The 17,481-nt window shown below is 71.3% G+C and carries 16 protein-coding genes; 10 read left to right on the top strand and 6 right to left on the bottom strand.

Features of this window, described 5'->3' with window-relative positions; translation table 11 throughout:
* Positions 1 to 31: 31 nt before the first annotated feature.
* Genes OHT57_RS41510 through OHT57_RS41520 form a run of 3 tightly spaced genes read left to right on the top strand, consistent with a single transcriptional unit; the run spans position 32 to position 2,116 of the window.
* Positions 32 to 256 (top strand): MbtH family protein, encoded by a 225-nt coding sequence (locus OHT57_RS41510; protein WP_328752109.1) that lies wholly within the window; start codon positions 32 to 34, stop codon positions 254 to 256.
* A 43-nt stretch (positions 257 to 299) separates the two neighbouring features.
* On the top strand, positions 300 to 1,874 hold the full coding sequence (locus OHT57_RS41515) for an amidohydrolase (protein WP_328752110.1): 1,575 nt from the start codon (positions 300 to 302) through the stop codon (positions 1,872 to 1,874).
* The gene (locus tag OHT57_RS41520; protein WP_328752112.1) at positions 1,871 to 2,116 is read left to right on the top strand and encodes a hypothetical protein; all 246 of its coding nucleotides are present in this window, start codon (positions 1,871 to 1,873) and stop codon (positions 2,114 to 2,116) included. Before OHT57_RS41515 ends, OHT57_RS41520 begins: the two co-directional genes overlap by 4 nt.
* A 39-nt stretch (positions 2,117 to 2,155) precedes the next feature.
* On the opposite strand, the gene OHT57_RS41525 is transcribed toward OHT57_RS41520, so the two are convergent.
* A complete protein-coding gene (locus OHT57_RS41525) occupies positions 2,156 to 2,938 on the bottom strand; it encodes a GntR family transcriptional regulator (RefSeq protein ID WP_328752113.1) in 783 nt (260 codons plus the stop codon).
* A gap of 77 nt (positions 2,939 to 3,015) precedes the next feature.
* The gene (iolD, locus tag OHT57_RS41530) at positions 3,016 to 4,896 is read right to left on the bottom strand and encodes a 3D-(3,5/4)-trihydroxycyclohexane-1,2-dione acylhydrolase (decyclizing) (RefSeq protein ID WP_328752115.1); all 1,881 of its coding nucleotides are present in this window, start codon (positions 4,894 to 4,896) and stop codon (positions 3,016 to 3,018) included.
* Positions 4,897 to 5,773: 877 nt separating this feature from the next.
* Between iolD and OHT57_RS41535 the strand changes: the two genes are divergently transcribed.
* The 6 genes from OHT57_RS41535 to OHT57_RS41560 all read left to right on the top strand — a co-directional run bounded on the left by OHT57_RS41535 (position 5,774) and on the right by OHT57_RS41560 (position 11,851).
* The gene (locus tag OHT57_RS41535; RefSeq protein ID WP_328752116.1) at positions 5,774 to 6,793 is read left to right on the top strand and encodes a sugar ABC transporter substrate-binding protein; all 1,020 of its coding nucleotides are present in this window, start codon (positions 5,774 to 5,776) and stop codon (positions 6,791 to 6,793) included.
* Entirely contained in the window at positions 6,793 to 7,872 is a 1,080-nt protein-coding gene (locus tag OHT57_RS41540; RefSeq protein ID WP_328752118.1) for an ABC transporter permease, read from the top strand. Before OHT57_RS41535 ends, OHT57_RS41540 begins: the two co-directional genes overlap by 1 nt.
* Positions 7,873 to 7,879: 7 nt before the next feature.
* Positions 7,880 to 8,794, top strand: a complete 915-nt coding sequence (locus tag OHT57_RS41545; RefSeq protein WP_328752119.1) for an ATP-binding cassette domain-containing protein — start codon at positions 7,880 to 7,882, stop codon at positions 8,792 to 8,794.
* A 1-nt stretch (position 8,795) separates the two neighbouring features.
* A complete protein-coding gene (locus tag OHT57_RS41550; protein ID WP_328752120.1) occupies positions 8,796 to 9,698 on the top strand; it encodes a sugar phosphate isomerase/epimerase family protein in 903 nt (300 codons plus the stop codon).
* A gap of 10 nt (positions 9,699 to 9,708) precedes the next feature.
* On the top strand, positions 9,709 to 10,728 hold the full coding sequence (locus OHT57_RS41555) for a Gfo/Idh/MocA family protein (protein WP_328752121.1): 1,020 nt from the start codon (positions 9,709 to 9,711) through the stop codon (positions 10,726 to 10,728).
* A 133-nt stretch (positions 10,729 to 10,861) separates the two neighbouring features.
* Positions 10,862 to 11,851 carry a hypothetical protein gene (locus OHT57_RS41560; RefSeq protein WP_328752122.1) on the top strand — a complete coding sequence of 330 codons (990 nt, stop codon included), beginning with the start codon at positions 10,862 to 10,864 and terminating at the stop codon, positions 11,849 to 11,851.
* Between the two features lie 65 nt (positions 11,852 to 11,916).
* Here the strand turns inward: OHT57_RS41560 and OHT57_RS41565 are convergent, their stop codons facing one another.
* The 4 genes from OHT57_RS41565 to OHT57_RS41580 all read right to left on the bottom strand — a co-directional run bounded on the left by OHT57_RS41565 (position 11,917) and on the right by OHT57_RS41580 (position 16,317).
* Complete coding sequence (locus OHT57_RS41565) at positions 11,917 to 12,966, bottom strand: Gfo/Idh/MocA family protein (RefSeq protein ID WP_328752124.1); 1,050 nt, start codon at positions 12,964 to 12,966, stop codon at positions 11,917 to 11,919.
* A gap of 292 nt (positions 12,967 to 13,258) precedes the next feature.
* Positions 13,259 to 14,263: a Gfo/Idh/MocA family protein gene (locus tag OHT57_RS41570; RefSeq protein WP_328752125.1), complete on the bottom strand. Its 1,005-nt coding sequence runs from the start codon at positions 14,261 to 14,263 to the stop codon at positions 13,259 to 13,261.
* Between the two features lie 60 nt (positions 14,264 to 14,323).
* Positions 14,324 to 15,100 (bottom strand): SDR family oxidoreductase, encoded by a 777-nt coding sequence (locus OHT57_RS41575; protein ID WP_328752126.1) that lies wholly within the window; start codon positions 15,098 to 15,100, stop codon positions 14,324 to 14,326.
* 50 nt (positions 15,101 to 15,150) lie between these two features.
* The gene (locus tag OHT57_RS41580; RefSeq protein WP_328752127.1) at positions 15,151 to 16,317 is read right to left on the bottom strand and encodes a phytanoyl-CoA dioxygenase family protein; all 1,167 of its coding nucleotides are present in this window, start codon (positions 16,315 to 16,317) and stop codon (positions 15,151 to 15,153) included.
* Between the two features lie 107 nt (positions 16,318 to 16,424).
* Between OHT57_RS41580 and OHT57_RS41585 the strand changes: the two genes are divergently transcribed.
* Complete coding sequence (locus OHT57_RS41585; protein ID WP_328752128.1) at positions 16,425 to 17,444, top strand: LacI family DNA-binding transcriptional regulator; 1,020 nt, start codon at positions 16,425 to 16,427, stop codon at positions 17,442 to 17,444.
* Positions 17,445 to 17,481 lie beyond the last annotated feature (37 nt).

The following is a 17,481-nucleotide window of genomic DNA, read 5'->3' on the forward strand; positions in this document are numbered from 1 at the left end:
GACGCATCCACCCCGACCGAGGAGTATTCCTGTGAGCGGCAACACCAACCCCTTCGAGAACCCCGACGGCGTCTACTCCGTGCTCGTCAACGACGAGGGCCAGCACAGCCTGTGGCCCGACTTCGTCGACGTACCGGCCGGCTGGACCGTCGCCCACGGCCCGGCGCCCCGCCAGGAGTGCCTGGACCACATCGAGACAAACTGGACGGACATGCGGCCCAAGAGCCTGGTCGAGCGCATGGGGCAGGCAGGCTGAGGCTCGGATCGTCAGCCGACCCGGAACGAGGAACCGACGTCCCATGCTCACCACGCGACTGACCAACGCCCGCGTCCTCACCATGGACCCCGACCACCCCGTCGCCCACGACCTGGGCATTTGGCGGGGCCGGATCGTGGGCCTGGACGAGGCTGTGACCGGGCTGCCCGCTGAGCGGGTGGTCGACCTCCAGGGCGCGACCGTGCTGCCCGGGTTCATCGACAGCCATGTCCACCTGGCCTGGACGGGGTTCAAGGCGGCCACGCCCACGGTCGCGCCCTGTGTCCGGATCGAGGACGTGCTCGCCGTCGTGGCGCAGGCGGCGGCGCAGGTCCCGCCCGGCGGCTGGGTGGACGTCGCGGGGTACGACCAGCGGGGGCTCGGCCGGCACCTGACCCTGCCCGAACTGGACAAGGCCGCCGCCGGACGCAAGGTGCTCCTGATGCACGACTCGGGACACGGGTGCGCGGTCAGCAGCCCGGTCCTCGACCTGCTGCCCGGCGTCGTCCCGCACGAGGGCGCCTTCCTCGCCGAAGGAGCCATGGGCGCGGCACGCGCTCTCCGACTCCCGCACTCGCAGGAGGAGTTGGCGCAGGCGATCGGACGGGCCGCGCGTGCCTGCCTCGCCGAGGGGATCACCGCGTGCGCCGAGGCGGGCATCGGCGGCGCGCTGCTCGGCAACAGCCCCGTCGAGCTGGGTGCCTACCAACTCGCCCGGGAACGTGGCCTGTTGCCGCTGCGGGTCCAGTTGATGGTGGCCGCCGACCGGCTGCACTCCGTCGCCGCACACGAGGACGACGGCATCCCGCGCGCCATCGACCTCGGACTGCGCACCGGGTTCGGCGACGACCGGCTGTCCGTCGGCGCGCTGAAGGTGTACACCGACGGCGGCATGATGGCCCGCACCGCCGCACTCACCAGCCCCTACCAAGGGCTCGACACCTCGGGGCAGTTGCAGGACGACCCCGAACTCCTGCACCGGACCATCGTGGACGGGCATCTCGCGGGCTGGCAGCTCGCGGTGCACGCCATCGGCGACCGTGCGGCCGACGTGGCGATCCACGCGCTGGAGGAGGCGCAGCGGCTGCGGCCCCGGCCGGGCGCCCGGCACCGCATCGAGCACGCCGGGCTGATCCGTCCCGATCAGCTGCCCCGGCTGGCGGCGCTGGGCGCGACGGCCGTCGTGCAGCCCAACTTCCTGCGGTACTTCGGCGACGACTACGCGTCGATCATGGGGGAGGAGCGGGCGCCCTGGATGTACCGGGGGCGGGGGTTCCTGGACCACGGCATCCGGCTGGTGGGGAGCTCCGACCGGCCGGTGGCGGACGGGTCGCCACTGCGGGCGATTCAGTTCATGGTCGAACGGGCTTCGTTGTCAGGGCAGTTGATCGGCCCGGATGAGGGCATCAGCGTCGACGAGGCGCTGCGCGCCTACACCGTCGACGGCGCCTGGGCCTGCCACTGGGAGGACAGCGTGGGCAGCCTCACGCCGGGCAGGCGTGCCGATGCCGTCGTCCTGGGGGACGATCCCACGGGCGTCGACAGCTCGCGCATCGGGGACATCGAGGTCGTGGCGACACTCGTCGACGGCCGGGAGACCGAGGAAGGAAATCTGTGAGCGCTCCGACGACGGACGGCATCAGCGGCATCACCGGGTACGCGCATCTGTGGCAGGACTCGCCCCACGCGCCCCGCTGGGTCCTGTGGGACACCGCCGGGGAGGTTCTGGTCTTCGACCGGGACGTCAACTGCCCCGTCCACATCGACGACGAGGCGATCCGGGACGAGGTGCTGCGCCGGATGCGCGCGGCGGGCGTACCGGAGAGCCCGGAGTACCCGGGCCGTCCCTGCGGCCGCTAGCACTCCGGGCACTCGATGTCGGCGAACCGTCACACCCCTTCAGGACCGCATCAGCAGCTGGAAGTCGAAGGTGTAGCGCGACGCCCGGTAGATGTGCGTGCCGAACTCCACGGCCCGTCCGGTGTCGTCGTACGCCGTGCGCTGCATGGTGAGCAGGGCGGCACCCTCCGGCTCCTGAAGACGCTTGGCCTCCGCGTCGGTGGCCGCGCGGGCGCCGACGGTCTGGCGGGCGCTGTGCAGGGTGATGCCCGCCGTGCGCAGCATCCGGTACAGGCCCGTCGACTCCAGCCGGACGGTGTCGAGTTCGAGGAGTCCCGAGGGGATGTGGTTGCACAGGAACGCCACCGGTTCGCCGTGCGTGCAGCGCAGCCGCTCCAGCACGACGACCTCGCTGCCCTCCCTCACCCCGAGGGCGGCGGCGACCTCGGCGGACGCGGGCTGCCTCTCGTTGCGCAGGACCTGGGTGCTGGGCCCCTGTCCGGCCGTCTCCAAGTCGTCGTACAGACTGCTCAGTTCGAGCGGACGCCTTACCTGGCTGTGCAGCACCTGGGTACCGACGCCGCGACGGCGTACGAGCAGGCCCTTGTCGACCAGCGACTGGATCGCCTGGCGGACCGTGGGTCTGGACAGGCCGAGCCGGACCGACAGGTCGATCTCGTTGCCCAGGAGATCGCCCGGGGCCAGGACCCCGTGCTCGATCGCCGCCTCCAGCTGCTGGGCCAGTTGGTAGTAGAGCGGGACCGGGCTGGAGCGGTCGAGTGTGAAGTCCCAGGTGCCGAGCGGGGAGCCGGACACCGTTCGGACGCGTTCACCGGGTGTCATCACCGGGACACCTCCCTTGTTCGTCGTGCGGGAGCTTGGGGACCCCCGCCCCGCTTCGCGGGACGGGGCCGGGTGGGTCACAGGTGCCGACGGCGGTCGACGACCTGGAGCTCGTACTCCTCGCGGGCCTGTACGGCGGCCTCGCGGGCGGCGGTCTCGGCGACCGGTACGTCCCACCAGGCCTGCGCCGGGGGAGCGGTCGACGCCGCGCCATCGGTGTCCGTCTCGACGTACACGCAGGTGGGCCGGTCGGATGCGCGGGCCGTCGCCAGGGCCGTGCGCAGCTCACCGACCGTCTTGGCGCGCAGCACGTCCATGCCGAGGCTGGCCGCGTTGGCCGCGAGGTCGACCGGCAGCGGGGCGCCGGTGAAGGTACCGTCGGCGGCCCGGTAGCGGTAGGGGGTGCCGAAGCGCTCTGCGCCGACCGACTCGGAGAGGCCGCCGATGGAGGCGTACCCGTGGTTCTGGATCAGGACCAGATTGACCGGCAGGCCCTCCTGGACCGCGGTGACGAGCTCCGTCGGCATCATCAGGTAGGTGCCGTCGCCGACCAGCGCCCACACCGGAGTGTCCGGGCTGGCCTGCTGGACGCCGATCGCCGCGGGGATCTCGTAGCCCATGCAGGAGTAGCCGTACTCCAGGTGGTACTGGCGCGGACTGCGGGCCCGCCACAGCTTGTGCAGATCACCGGGGAGCGAACCGGCCGCGTTGATGATCACGTCGTCGTCCCCGACGACCGAGTCCAGGGCGCCCAGCACCTGGGTCTGGGTGGGCACGGCGCTGTCGTCGGCCGCGCCGAAAGCGGTGTCGACGACCCGCTCCCAGCGTTCCTTGCCGGCGCGGTACTCAGCCTCGTAGGCCGAGTCCACGCGGTGACCGGACAACGCCTCCGTCAACGCGGTGAGGCCCGAGCGCGCGTCGCAGACCAGCGTCCGCGCCGCCAGCTTGTGGGCGTCGAAGGCGGCGATGTTCAGGTTGAGGAACCGCACGCCCGCATCCTGGAACAGAGTGTTCGAGGCGGTCGTGAAGTCCGTGTAGCGGGTGCCCACGCCGATGATCAGGTCGGCGGTACGCGCCAGGTCGTCGCTGACGGCCGTGCCGGTGTGACCGATGCCGCCGAGGTCGGCGGGGTGGTCGTGGCGCAGGGAGCCCTTGCCGGCCTGCGTGGACGCGACGGGGATGCCGGTGGCGTCCACGAAGGCCTTCAGTGCCTCCTCGGCCTGGCTGTGGTGGATCCCGCCGCCCGCGACGATCAGCGGGCGCTCGGCGGCCCGGATCGCCTGGACGGCCTGGGCCAGCTCGTACGGGTCGGGCGCGGGACGCCGGACGTGCCAGACGCGCTCGGCGAAGAACTCCTGCGGCCAGTCGTACGCCTGCGCCTGTACGTCCTGCGGCAGGGAGAGGGTCACGGCACCGGTCTCCACGGGGTCCGTGAGCACGCGTACGGCGTTCAGCGCGGACGGGATCAGCGCCTCGGGGCGCGTCACCCGGTCGAAGTAGCGCGAGACCGGGCGCAGGGTGTCGTTGACGGAGACGTCGGCCTGCGACGGGTGCTCCAGCTGCTGGAGCAGCGGGTCGGCGGGGCGGGTGGCGAAGTAGTCGCCGGGCAGGAGCAGGACGGGGAGGCGGTTGATCGTCGCCAGGGCCGCGCCGGTCACCAGGTTGGTGGCGCCCGGGCCGATCGACGTCGTGACGGCCTGGGCGGACAGCCGGTTCAGCTGGCGGGCGTGGCCCACGGCCGCGTGCACCATCGCCTGTTCATTGCGGCCCTGGTGGAACGGCATCGCGTCCTCGCCCGCCTCCAGGAGCGCCTGGCCGATGCCCGCCACGTTGCCGTGACCGAAGATCCCCCAGGTCCCGGCGATCAGCCGGTGCCGTACACCGTCCCGTTCCGTGTACTGGACGGAGAGGAACCGCACCAGGGCTTGGGCGACGGTCAGGCGGGTGGTGGTGCTCATCAGGACTTCTCCGGTGCCGTGAGTGGGGGAGGCGGGGGCGGGGGCGTGCCGGTGTCGCGGGTCCGCGGCTGGTGCGGGTTCCGGTCGCACTCGTCGGCGGCCGGGCGGGTCACGACGGCATCCCGCTCAGGGGAGCGTAGGCCGATGTCTGTGCCGGCATCGCGGACGAGCGAACGAGGCGGGCGCCGACCGCGTCGGCCTGCCGGACGGTGCGATGCGATCACCGGCCCGACAGCGGGCCGTGGCAGTACAGCACGCTGACCGTGCAGGGGGCTTCGGCGCGGCCGTAGGCGTACGACGGGACGACGTCCGGCGGCAGGTGTCACACAGGGCGACCGGGGTCGACGAGGCCCGCTCCGGGGCCGCCCGGCCGCTGTCGACGCCGAGGTCCGTGAGGGTCTGGTGGAGATGTGTACCGAGAGGGCCGGCTCCGGCACGGGCGATGACCGCGGCATCGGTGGCCGGACCTCCGGGGAGCTCTCCCAAGGGCTGGACCTGTGCCTCCGGGACCTGAGACCGGCGCGGGTAGAGATCAACTCCGATTCGGCCCATACTGATCACGTCGAACTGCTGAACCGGCTCGGCCATGCGCGACGCTCCTCGATCCGGCCTGGGACGTGGGGGCCCGAAGGGCCTGCTGCATCCCCAGGTGTAGGACTCGGAGGGCAACCCTGTCAATAGTTTGTTCTTACATTCGGACCTGCTCGTGAAATGATGTCTTAACAAAGTATTGACAGCGGACGCGCTCGGGGATTGGATTCCGTCCCAACGCAACCGCGTGATGTCGCGGCCCCCGACCCGGAACTCCCGGTCCCGGGCCCTGGATCCCACTCCCTTTCCCGACGTTCCCCCGTCGCACAGTGAGGTGCAAGGAAAGATGGACCGCTCTTCTCTCTCCCGCTCGCGGAGATTCGCTCCCGCCGTAGCCCTGGCCGCGGCCGCGGCACTCGCGCTCGCAGGTTGCTCCAGCAGCTCCGGCGGCAAGAAGTCCGAGGAGAGCTCGGACGGCGCTTCCGCGGGCAAGGCAACCACGCCCCGGATGACGATCGCGCTCGTGACCCACCAGTCACCCGGCGACACCTTCTGGGACATCGTCCGCAAGGGCGCCGAGGCGGCCGCCGCCAAGGACAACGTCAAGCTCGTCTACTCGGCCGACCCGAGCGCGGGCGGCCAGGCCAACCTCGTGCAGAACGCCATCGACCAGAAGGTCGACGGCATCGCGATCACCCTCGCCAAGCCGGACGCCCTCAAGGACGTGGTGGCCAAGGCGAAGGCGGCGAACATACCCGTCGTCGGCCTCAACTCCGGTGTCAGCGACTGGCAGAAGCTCGGCCTGATGGAGTTCTTCGGCCAGGACGAGACCGTGGCCGGTGAGGCGCTCGGCAAGCGGCTGAACGAAGAGGGCGCCAAGAGCGCCGTCTGTGTCATCCAGGAGCAGGGCAACATCGGCCTCACCCAGCGCTGCGACGGGGTGAAGAAGACCTTCAGCGGCAAGTTCCAGACGCTGAACGTCAACGGCGCCGACATGCCGTCGGTGAAGTCGACGATCACTGCCAAGCTCACGCAGGACAAGTCGATCGACTACGTCGTCGCCCTCGGTGCGCCCATCGCGCTGACCGCGGCGCAGGCCACGTCCGACGCGAGCAGCAAGGCGAAGATCGCCACCTTCGACCTCAACAAGGACCTGACGGGCGCCATCAGCAAGGGCACCATCGCGTTCGCCGTCGACCAGCAGCCCTACCTCCAGGGCTACCTGGCCATCGACTCGCTGTGGCTCTACAAGAGCAACGGCAACTACATGGGCGGTGGCGAGCAGCCGGTGCTGACCGGCCCCGCCTTCGTCGACAAGTCCAACGTCGACGCGGTGGCCAAGTACGCCGCGAAGGGCACCAGGTGATGGGTATGACCCAGCACGCCGAGCCGGCGGTGAGCTCACCGCCGGCTCCCGGCCCGGGCAGGGTGAAGGACGGACGGACAGCCGAACGGCCCCTGGCACTGCGCCTGTTGGCCCGCCCCGATGTGGGTGTCTTCCTGGGCGCCATGGCGGTGTGGGTGTTCTTCCTGATCGCCGCGCCGCCGGTGCGTGAGGGCCACTCGATGGCGACGATCCTGTATCAGTCGTCGACGATCGGGATCATGGCGTTGCCGGTCGCGCTGCTGATGATCGGTGGCGAGTTCGACCTGTCGTCCGGCGTCGCGGTCATCACCTCGGCCCTGACGGCCAGCATGACCGCCTTCCAGCTGTCCATGAACGTATGGGTGGGCGTCATCGCCGCCCTGGTCGTGTCGCTGGCGGTGGGCCTGTTCAACGGCTGGATGGTCGTCAAGACCGGCCTGCCCAGCTTCCTGGTGACCCTCGGCAGCTTCCTGATCCTGCAGGGCGCCAACCTCGCCGTCACCAAGCTCGTCACCGACAACGTCGCCACCGACGACATCAGTGACATGGACGGCTTCGGCCAGGCCAAGAAGGTCTTCGCGTCCTCCTTCGACGTGGGCGGCGTCCAGATAAAGATCACCATCGTGTACTGGCTGGTGTTCGCCGCCATCGCCACCTGGGTGCTGCTGCGCACCCGCTACGGCAACTGGGTCTTCGCGGTCGGCGGCAACAAGGACTCCGCCCGCGCGGTGGGTGTGCCGGTGACGTTCACGAAGATCTCGCTGTTCATGCTGGTCGGCTTCGGCGCCTGGTTCGTCGGCATGCACAACCTGTTCTCCTTCAACACCGTGCAGTCCGGCGAGGGCGTGGGCCAGGAGCTCATCTACATCTCCGCCGCGGTCATCGGCGGCTGTCTGCTGACCGGCGGCGCCGGCTCCGCGATCGGCCCGGTGTTCGGGGCGTTCATGTTCGGCATGGTCCAGCAGGGCATTGTCTTCGCCAACTGGAACCCGGACTGGTTCAAGGCATTCCTCGGCGTGATGCTGCTGGGCGCCGTCCTGATCAATCTGTGGGTCAGCCGCACCGCGACCCGGAGGTAACCCCGCTATGACCACTGAAGAAACCGGCACCCACGGCGCCATCCTCGCCGACACCCCCGACACCGACAGCGGCGACGGGGTGATCGTCGAGCTGCGCAACGCCGGAAAGTCCTACGGCAACATCCGTGCCCTGCACGGGGTCAGCCTGAAGGTGCACCCCGGCCAGGTCACCTGCGTGCTCGGTGACAACGGCGCCGGCAAGTCCACCCTCATCAAGATCATCTCCGGGCTGCACCAGCACACCGAGGGCGAGTTCCTCGTGGACCGCACCCCGGTGCGCTTCTCCACCCCGCGTGAGGCGCTGGACAAGGGCATCGCCACCGTCTACCAGGACCTCGCCGTGGTCCCGCTGATGCCGGTGTGGCGCAACTTCTTCCTCGGCTCCGAGATGACCAAGGGCCCCTGGCCCGTCCGCCGTCTCGACATCGAGACGATGAAGAAGACCGCCGACCACGAACTGCGTGAGATGGGCATCGTCCTGGACGACCTGGACCAGCCCATCGGCACCCTCTCCGGCGGCCAGCGCCAGTGCGTGGCCATCGCCCGCGCCGTCTACTTCGGCGCCCGCGTCCTCATCCTCGACGAGCCCACCGCGGCCCTCGGCGTCAAGCAGTCCGGCGTCGTCCTCAAGTACGTGGCCGCCGCCCGCGACCGCGGCCTCGGCGTCATCTTCATCACCCACAACCCGCACCACGCCTACATGGTCGGCGACCACTTCAGCGTGCTGCGCCTGGGCACCATGGAACTGTCCGCCTCCCGCGAGCAGATCACCCTGGAAGAACTCACCAACCACATGGCGGGCGGCGCCGAACTCGCCGCCCTCAAGCACGAGTTGTCCCAGGTCCGCGGCGTCGACACCGACGCCCTTCCGGAGGAGGGCGATCTCACCGCCCCCGTGGCCGGCGGCGAGGGGAAGTCCTGACATGACGGCCTCCCTCGACCGCATCCGCGTCGGTTCGGCCCCCGACTCGTGGGGCGTCTGGTTCCCGGACGACCCGCGACAGGTGCCCTGGGAACGCTTCCTGGACGAGGTCGCCGAGGCGGGCTACTCCTGGATCGAGCTGGGTCCGTACGGCTATCTGCCGACCGACCCGGCCCGGCTCACCGACGAGATCGCGAGGCGTGACCTCAAGGTCTCGGCGGGCACCGTCTTCACCGGCCTGCACCGCGGCCCCTCGGTCTGGGAGTCCACCTGGGAGCACGTCAGCCAGGTCGCCGCGCTCACCCGGGCCATGGGTGCGGAGCATCTCGTCGTCATCCCGTCCTTCTGGCGCGACGACAAGACCGCCGAGATCCTGGAGCCGCCGGAGCTGACCCACGAACAGTGGGCCCACCTGACCAAGGGCATGGAGCGGCTCGGCCACGAGGTGAAGGAGGCGTACGGCCTGGACATCGTCGTCCACCCGCACGCGGACACCCACCTCGACACCGAGGACCACGTCGAGCACTTCCTGGACTCGACGGACTCCGACCTCGTCAACCTCTGCCTGGACACGGGTCATTACGCCTACTGCGGCGGCGACAGCGTCAAGCTCATCGAGACCTACGGCGAGCGCATCGGCTATCTGCACCTCAAGCAGGTCGACCCGGAGATCCTCGCCGACGTCGTCAGGAACGGCGTCCCGTTCGGCCCGGCCGTACAGCGCGGGGTGATGTGCGAACCCCCCTCCGGCGTACCCGAGTTGGAGCCGGTCCTGGTCGCCGCGCAGCAGCTCGGCGTGGAGCTGTTCGCCATCGTCGAGCAGGACATGTACCCGTGCGAGCCGGACAGACCGCTGCCCATCGCGGAGCGCACCCGAAAATTCCTGAGGTCCTGCGGCGCCTGAAGGGACGACCATGACCGAGCGAGGCACCCTGGGCGTCGCCGTCATCGGCACCGGCAAGATGGGCACGGACCACGTCCGCCGTATCCACGAGGTCGTCAGCGGCGCCCGGGTGAGCGCCGTCGTGGATATCGACGCGGAACGCGCCAAGACGATCGCGGCCCGCATCGACGGCTGCACCGCCCACACCGACCCGGCCTCCGCGATGGCGGCGGCCGACGTCGACGCCGTCCTGATCGCCTCCCCCGGCCCCGCCCACGAGGCGGCGCTGCTCCAGGCCCTGGAGCACGACCTGCCGGTGCTGTGCGAGAAACCGCTCACCCCCGACGCGGCCTCCGCCCTGCGGGTCGTGGAGGCGGAGCGGAGACTGGGCCGGCGGCGCGTCCAGGTCGGCTTCATGAGGCGCTACGACGCCGAGTACATGAAGCTCGAAGCCCTGCTGAGCACCGGGCGGCTGGGGCGGCCGCTCATGCTGCACAACCGGCACCGCAACGCCGCGAGCCCGCCCTTCTTCACCAGTTCCATGCTGATCAGCGACTCCGTGGCCCATGAGGCCGACGTGACCCGCTGGCTGCTCGGACACGAGATCACGGCGGTCACGGTACTGCGCCCGACACCGTCGGCGAACGCCCCCGACGGCCTCCAGGACCCGCAGTTCGTCGTCTTCGAGACCGACGGCGGCGCCCTCTCCGACGTGGAGATCTTCGTCAACTGCGGCTTCGGCTACCAGGTCCGGGCCGAAGCAGTCTGCGAACGCGGCACCGCCCGCATCGGCGACGGCCACGCCATGGTCACCGACACGGCCGGACGCTGGGGCGGCACCATCGCACAGGACTTCGTCGAACGCTTCGCCGACGCCTACGACCGTGAGATCCAGACCTGGGTCGACGCGACCCGGCGGGGCGAGGTCACCGGCCCGAGCGTGTGGGACGGCTACGCGGCCGCCGCCGTGTGCGAGGCGGGCGTGCGCTCGCTGACCGAGGGCGGCCGGGTGCCGGTGGAGCTGGTGGAGCGGCCCGCGCTGTACGGCTGACCTGGTGGCGTGCGGGGGGAGTTCGGCGAAGTTCCCCCGTGCTCGCTACGTACCTCGTGAATCGGGGCCTCGGCGTGACCCGCTGTGCGACCATGGCGCGGCTGTCCTCGGCGGGGCGGCGAGGGGGTGCGTGATGGGGCTCGTACGGATACTGCTGCCGTTGCCGCGCGCGGCGGCCAGGCTGGCACCGGAGAAGGCCGGAGGGCTGCTCGGCGCCGGCCTGCTGCACAGTGTGATGCCCGGCTGGGTGGCGTTGTGGCTGCCGTCGCCCACCCGGAGACTGGACTGGGCCGAGGAAGCGGTCGCGGTGTACGGCTCGCTGGCCGACGGAGCCGACGGGCTCGGCCGCGCCCGGACCCTGCGCGCCTACGCGCTGCTGCTCAACGACCGTCAGGACGAGGCCTGCGCGGCGGCCGACGCCGCCCTGTCCGCGCCGGACGCGCCTCTTTCACCGGCGCTGACCGCGTTCGCCGTACATCTGCGGGCGCAGGCGCTCACGGACGCGGGGCGGATCGAGGAGGCCGTGGCGGCGGCCCGGGAGGCCGTGGAGCTGTACCGCGCCCACCCCGCCCCCGGGCGACGGGAGCGGTCCTTCGGCACGCTCCCCGGCGCTCTGCGGACGTACGGGCTGGTGCTCGCCGCGGCCGGCCGCACGGAGGAGTCCGTGGCCGTGTACGAGGAGTGCGCCGCGCTTCTCGCCGGCATGTCGCTCCGGGAGTCGGCGCGCGTCGCGCTGGTGCGGCCCCGGGTCCTGGCCGAACTGGTCGGCGGACTCACGAGGTTGGAGCGCTACGAGGACGCGCTGGGCGTGGGCCCCGAGGCCAGGGAGGCCGCGCGGGGCGCCGTCGCCTGGACCGTGCCCGCGATCGTGCTGCCGCTGCGGGTACGGCTCCTGATCGATCTCGCCCGCTGTCACAGCGCCACCGGCGACCCGGCCGAGGCCCGTGCCCGCGCCGGTGAGGCGGTGGCCGAGGCCCGAAAGCCGCACGGCACGGCTGTGTTGCCGTCGGCGCTGGACTGCCTCGCCGACGTCCTCGGTGAACTCGGGCAGACCGAGAAGGAGTTGAGCACCCGGCGCGAGCTGGCGCAACTGCGCGACGCCCCGGGCGCGTTCCGGAAGTAGCGTCGTCCGCCCGTAGAGCAGGCCCGGCGCCGGCCCGCCCCGGCCGAAGCGGGCCGCGGGAGGTCCTACATCACCGGCTCCGACCGTGGGCGCGGCTCGAACCCGGCCGCCCGGTAGGCGGCGTCGATCAGCGTCATCGTCGTCAGCGCGTCGTCCGCGTCCAGCGGCAGCGGCGTACCCGCGCGTACCCGGTCCGCGAACGCCTCCAGCTGGTAGGTGTACGACGACCGGGTGCCGAGCCGCTCGGTGCGCTCGCCGTCCGCCGTGCGCACCACGACCCGGTCGTCGCGCTGCGGCAGCACGAAGTTCGGCGCGAGCACCTCGCCCCGGGAGCCGACGATCCGGCAGCTCATCTCCAGCCGGTCGTACGCCATGTGGCAGCGCGCGGAGCCGGTCGCACCGCCGGGGAAGGCCAGGTCGGCGTCCAGCCACTCGTCGACCCCCGGCGCCGCCGCGCTCCCCCAGACTCCGTCCGGGGGGACCCCCATCTCGCTTCGCTCGCCACCGCGTGCGGCCACCAGCTGCGGCGCGCCGCCCGCCCACGGCGCCAGCATGCGCAGCGCGTGCAGGCTGTAGCAGCCGAGGTCCATCACCGCGCCGCCGGCCAGCGGCAACGACCAGCGCGGGTCCGTGTCAGGCGGCGCGGGGATCGCCACCAGGGCCTCCGCGTGCCGCAGTTCGCCGATCTCACCGCTCCCGAGGATCTCGTGCAGTCGCCGGGTGAGCGGGTGGAACAGGTAGTGGAAGGCCTCCATGAAGACCGTCCCGGCCTTCGCCGCCGCCTCCCGCACCTCCGCGGCCTCCTCGGCGTTGCTCGCCGACGGCTTCTCCGACAGGACGTGCTTGCCGGCGGCCAGCGCCGCGAGGTTCCACGGCCCGTGCAGTCCGTTGGCGAGCGGGTTGTAAACGACCTCGACCTCGGGGTCGGCGATCAGCTCGGCGTACGACCCCGCCACCCGCTCCACACCGTGTTCGGCCGCGTAGGCCTCGGCGCGGGACCGGTCGCGCGCGGCCACCGCGACGACCCGGTGGCCCGACGTCCGGGCCGGTCCGATCAGCGAGCTCTCGCTGATCCGCGCGGCTCCCAGCACTCCGATGCGCAGCGGTTCGCTCATGTCCGGGGTTCCTCCTCGTTGGTGGCAGGACGGTGGCCCTGCCGGGTCAGTGTGCCCCGCACGGGCGCGAAGCGGCGGCGCGCGAGGTCCTGGGCGTGGGCGACGGCGCACTCGACGAGCTCGAACGCGGGCAGCGAGCCGACGTGACAGGTGTGGTGCCGGCCCTGCAGCGCGTCCAGCCGGTCCAGGGCACCGTCCTTGAGAGATCACGTGACCGTAAACGGGCGTCGGGGGCGGAGCGTTCACACAGCTGTGTCCCGGGGCGTCGGGCACCCGGGACACAGGAGGGGGCTCAGGCGGAGCGGACCTCGGCGATCGTCACCGGACGGTGCTCGTGCAGCGACAGCGTGCACGCCTCGGCGATCCAGCCCGCCTCCAGGGCGTCCGAGATCGTGCACGGCGAGGGCCGGGTGCCGGCCACGACCTCGGTGAACGCGGTGAGTTCGGCGCGGTAGGCGGCCGTGAAGCGGTCCATGAAGAAGTCGTGCGGGACGCCCGCGGGGAAGGTCACGCCGGGCTCGACCGAGCGCAGCGGCAGCTTGTCCTCAAGTCCGACCGCGATGGAGTCCGTGAAGCCGTGGATCTCCATGCGGACGTCGTAACCCCGGGCGTTGTGGCGGGAGTTGGAGATCACCGCGATCGTGCCGTCGTCGAGGGTGAGGATCGCGCCGGTGGTGTCGGCGTCGCCCGCCTCCTTGATGTAGTCGGCGCCCCGGTTGCCGCCGACGGCGTACACCTCGACGACCTCGCGGCCGGTCACCCAGCGGATGATGTCGAAGTCGTGCACCGAGCAGTCCCGGAAGATGCCCCCGGAGGCGGCGACGTACGCGGCCGGCGGCGGGGCCGGGTCCAGCGTCGTCGAGCGCACGGTGTGCAGCTTGCCGAGTTCGCCGCTCTGCACGGCGGCCCGGGCGTTGACGAAGCCGGTGTCGAAGCGCCGGTTGTAGCCGATCTGGATCGGCACGTCGCTGCCCTCGACGGCCCGGAGGACCTCGACGCCCTCACGCATGTGCTTGGCGACGGGCTTCTCGCAGAACACCGGGATGCCGGCCTCGACCCCGGCCAGGATCAGCTTGGGGTGGGCGTCGGTGGCCGCCGCGACCACGATGCCGTCCACGCCGGCGGCCAGCAGGGCCTCGGGCGAGTCCACGACTTCGCCGCCGAACCGCTCGGCGGCGGACTTCGCGGCCTCCGCGAAGGGGTCGGTGAGGACGAGCGACTCGACTGCGTCGAGTCCGGAGAGGGTCTCGGCGTGGAAGGCGCCGATGCGGCCGAGGCCGAGGATTCCGATGCGCATGGGGGTGCAGCTCCTAGAAAGCGGTACGAGTGAGCGGTTTTTTCGGGGAGTGGGGAGAGGTCAGTCGAGGCCGCCGAGGACGTTCTGGTCCCAGTCGATCACCGATCCGGTCACCACGCCCGACCGGTCGGACAGCAGGAGGACCACGAAGTCGGCGATCTCGTCCGGCTGGCCGAGCTTGCCCATCGGGAGCCGGGCGGCGGCCTCCACGAGCCAGTCGTCGGCGGCACCGTGGAAGGCCTTCTGGGTGGCGTCCTCACCCTCGGTCGCCGTCCAGCCGATGTTGAGACCGTTGATCCGGACCCGGTCCCAGCGGTGCGCGTGCGCGGCGTTGCGGGTGAGGCCGATCAGTCCGGCCTTCGCGGCGACGTAGGGCGCCAGGAACGACTGCCCGCCGTGCGCCGAGGACGTGATGATGTTGACGATCGTGCCGGGCGCACCCCGGCCGACCATGTCCGCGACGGCCGCCTGCATGGCGAAGAACGGGGCCTTCAGGTTGATCGCGATGTGCTGGTCGAACAGCTCGGGCGTGGTGTCGAGAAGCGTGCCCCGGGAGGTGAGCCCGGCGGAGTTCACCAGGCAGTCGACCCGGCCGTACGCCTCGATGACCCGCGTGACGGACGCCTTGGCCTGCTCGGCGTCGGCGAGGTCGGCGCGGACGAACATCGCCTTGCCGCCGGCCGCCGCCAGCTCCGCCACCAGAGCCTCACCGGGCTCGGGCCGGCGCCCGGTGACGGCCACGACCGCCTCCTCACGGACGGCGGCCCGCGCGATCGCGGCACCGACGCCCTGGCTGCCGCCGTTGACGAGGACGACCTTGTCGTCGAGAAGTCCCATGAATGTGCCAGTCCCTTTCAGATCTCGTACGGCTCGCCGGTCGTGACGAGTCAGCTCGTGCGCCGGTCGGCGCCGGCCCGCAGCGCGTCCCGCAGCACTCGCGCGATCCAGCCCTCGGCGAGCGCGCGCCGTACGAGGTCCGCCTGCGAGGGCGAGGCCAGACCGTCGACCGGTGGGTCGCTGTCGAGGTTGGTGGGGAAGGGGTAGCCCTCGGCGCTCGCGGCGATCACGTTGTCCAGCCACTGCACGTCGGCGCCCTCCGCCTTGCGCCGCAGCAGCACGGGGTAGACGGCGTTCGACACCGCCTCCCGGTCCACGGTCTCCATGGCCCGCCCGAACGCCGAGGACACCTGGAGCAGGTTGACCGTGCGCCGTACGTCCGTGGTGCGGTTGGTCCCGGCCGCGTGGAACAGCGCCGGGTTGAAGAACACGGCGTCGCCCTTCGCGAGCGGCAGCTGAACGTGGCGCTCCTTGAAGTACGCCTGGAACTCCGGCCGCCGCCACGCCAGATAACCGGGCTCGAACTGCTGCGAGAACGGCAGGTACAGCGTGGGTCCCGACTCGACCGGCATGTCGCAGTGCGCGACGGCGCCCTGGAGCGTCAGCACGGGGGAGAGGCGGTGCACATGCGCCGGATAGGCCGCGGCGACCTCGTCGGAGAGGAAACCGAGGTGGTAGTCGCGGTGCACGGTCTGGGCGAGGCCGCCCGGGTTGACCACGTTGACCTGCGAGGTGACCTGGTAACCGGGGCCGAGCCAGGCCTCGCAGGCCAGGGCGACGACAGGGTTGGCGTAGTAGTCGGCGAACGCCGAGGGGTCGTAGAGGGCAGCCTTCTCCAGCGCGTTCCACACCCGCTCGTTGGCGCCGGGCTTCGCGAAGTGATCACCCGCGGGCGCGCCCGCCGCGTACTGCTCGCGGATCAGTGAGTCGAAGACGTCGGTGAACCGGTCGACCACCGCGGGATCGGCGTACGCCCCCTGGAATACCACGACCCCGGGGCCGTCGGTCAGGGCCCGCACCAGCTCCGCCTGCACGTCCCGGCGGTCCTTGGCGCCGAGGACGCGCTCGGCGTCGTACAGCAGGATGTTCTGCTCCACACCGGCGGCGTACGGATAGTCGGCGGGTTCGGCCGTGCGCTCGACGAGCGCCCGGAACGAGTCGAGGTCGCAGTCCTGCTCGGTCAGCCAGGCGCGATGGTGTACGGCGGTGAAGGACATCGGCGTCCTCTCGGTGACAGGGGCGACTCAGCGCTGTCATTCTTGTCATGACAAACGCGTCGAACAACCAGCAGGCGGCCATCAAAAACCCCTCAAGGAGCAGACACGTGGGACACCCGTTCCCCATTCGGGAAATCGCACGTCAGGCGGGGCTGAGCGAGGCCACCGTCGACCGGGTCCTGAACGACAGGGGCGGCGTGCGGGTCAGCACGGCCCGCGAGGTCCAGCAGGCGATCACCGACCTGGACCGGCAGCGCACCCAGGTCCGGCTGGTCGGCCGCACCTTCATGATCGACATCGTGATGCAGACACCGGAGCGCTTCTCCACGGCGGTACGCGCCGCTCTGGAGGCCGAGCTGCCCGCCCTGCACCCGGCCGTCGTGCGCTCCCGCTTCCACTTCCGCGAGACGGGCCCGGGCGCCGAACTGACGAAGACCCTCGACCGGATAGCGCGGCGCGGTTCCCAGGGCGTGATCCTCAAGGCCCCGGACGTCCCCGAGGTCACGGCGGCCGTCGGCCGGCTCGCGGAGGCGGGCATCCCCGTGGTCACCCTGGTCACCGACCTGCCCTCCACCGCCCGCCTCGCCTACGTCGGCATCGACAACCGGGCCGCCGGAGCGACGGCGGCGTACCTGACGGGCCAGTGGCTCGGCGACCGCCCCGGCAACGTCCTCACCAGCCTGAGCAGCGGCTTCTTCCGCAACGAGGAAGAGCGCGAGATGGGGTTCCGCAGCGCCATGCGGACCCGGCACCCGGATCGCAGCGTCGTCGAGATCGCCGAGGGACAGGGCCTGGACGCCACGCAGTACGACCTCGTGAGGGCCGCGCTGGAGCGGGATCCGGAGATCCGCGCGGTGTACTCGATCGGCGGCGGCAACATCGCCACACTGCGGGCCTTCGAGGACCTGGGCCGGGAGTGCGCGGTGTTCGTGGCCCACGACCTGGACCACGACAACGACCGTCTGCTGCGGGAACACCGGCTGTCCGCCGTGCTCCACCACGACCTGCGGCAGGACATGCGGGAGGCGTGCCAGATCGTGATGCGGGCCCACGGCGCGCTGCCGCCGGCGGGGGTGACGGCACCTTCGGCGATACAGGTCGTGACGCCGTACAACATGCCGTACTAGATACGGGGAGCGACGGCTTCGTCCGTCTCCCCTACCA

Source organism: Streptomyces sp. NBC_00285, assembly GCF_036174265.1.
GTDB lineage: Bacteria > Actinomycetota > Actinomycetes > Streptomycetales > Streptomycetaceae > Streptomyces.

Bases quoted from the DNA above. Each gene is read 5' to 3' on its own strand.
- OHT57_RS41575 (WP_328752126.1), bottom strand. From the start codon at position 15,100: ATGGGACTTCTCGACGACAAGGTCGTCCTCGTCAACGGCGGCAGCCAG.
- OHT57_RS41580 (WP_328752127.1), bottom strand. From the start codon at position 16,317: ATGTCCTTCACCGCCGTACACCATCGCGCCTGGCTGACCGAGCAGGAC.
- OHT57_RS41560 (WP_328752122.1), top strand. From the start codon at position 10,862: ATGGGGCTCGTACGGATACTGCTGCCGTTGCCGCGCGCGGCGGCCAGG.
- OHT57_RS41540 (WP_328752118.1), top strand. From the start codon at position 6,793: ATGGGTATGACCCAGCACGCCGAGCCGGCGGTGAGCTCACCGCCGGCT.
- OHT57_RS41570 (WP_328752125.1), bottom strand. From the start codon at position 14,263: ATGCGCATCGGAATCCTCGGCCTCGGCCGCATCGGCGCCTTCCACGCC.
- OHT57_RS41550 (WP_328752120.1), top strand. From the start codon at position 8,796: ATGACGGCCTCCCTCGACCGCATCCGCGTCGGTTCGGCCCCCGACTCG.
- OHT57_RS41565 (WP_328752124.1), bottom strand. From the start codon at position 12,966: ATGAGCGAACCGCTGCGCATCGGAGTGCTGGGAGCCGCGCGGATCAGC.
- iolD (WP_328752115.1), bottom strand. From the start codon at position 4,896: ATGAGCACCACCACCCGCCTGACCGTCGCCCAAGCCCTGGTGCGGTTC.
- OHT57_RS41545 (WP_328752119.1), top strand. From the start codon at position 7,880: ATGACCACTGAAGAAACCGGCACCCACGGCGCCATCCTCGCCGACACC.
- OHT57_RS41535 (WP_328752116.1), top strand. From the start codon at position 5,774: ATGGACCGCTCTTCTCTCTCCCGCTCGCGGAGATTCGCTCCCGCCGTA.
- OHT57_RS41555 (WP_328752121.1), top strand. From the start codon at position 9,709: ATGACCGAGCGAGGCACCCTGGGCGTCGCCGTCATCGGCACCGGCAAG.
- OHT57_RS41515 (WP_328752110.1), top strand. From the start codon at position 300: ATGCTCACCACGCGACTGACCAACGCCCGCGTCCTCACCATGGACCCC.
- OHT57_RS41525 (WP_328752113.1), bottom strand. From the start codon at position 2,938: ATGACACCCGGTGAACGCGTCCGAACGGTGTCCGGCTCCCCGCTCGGC.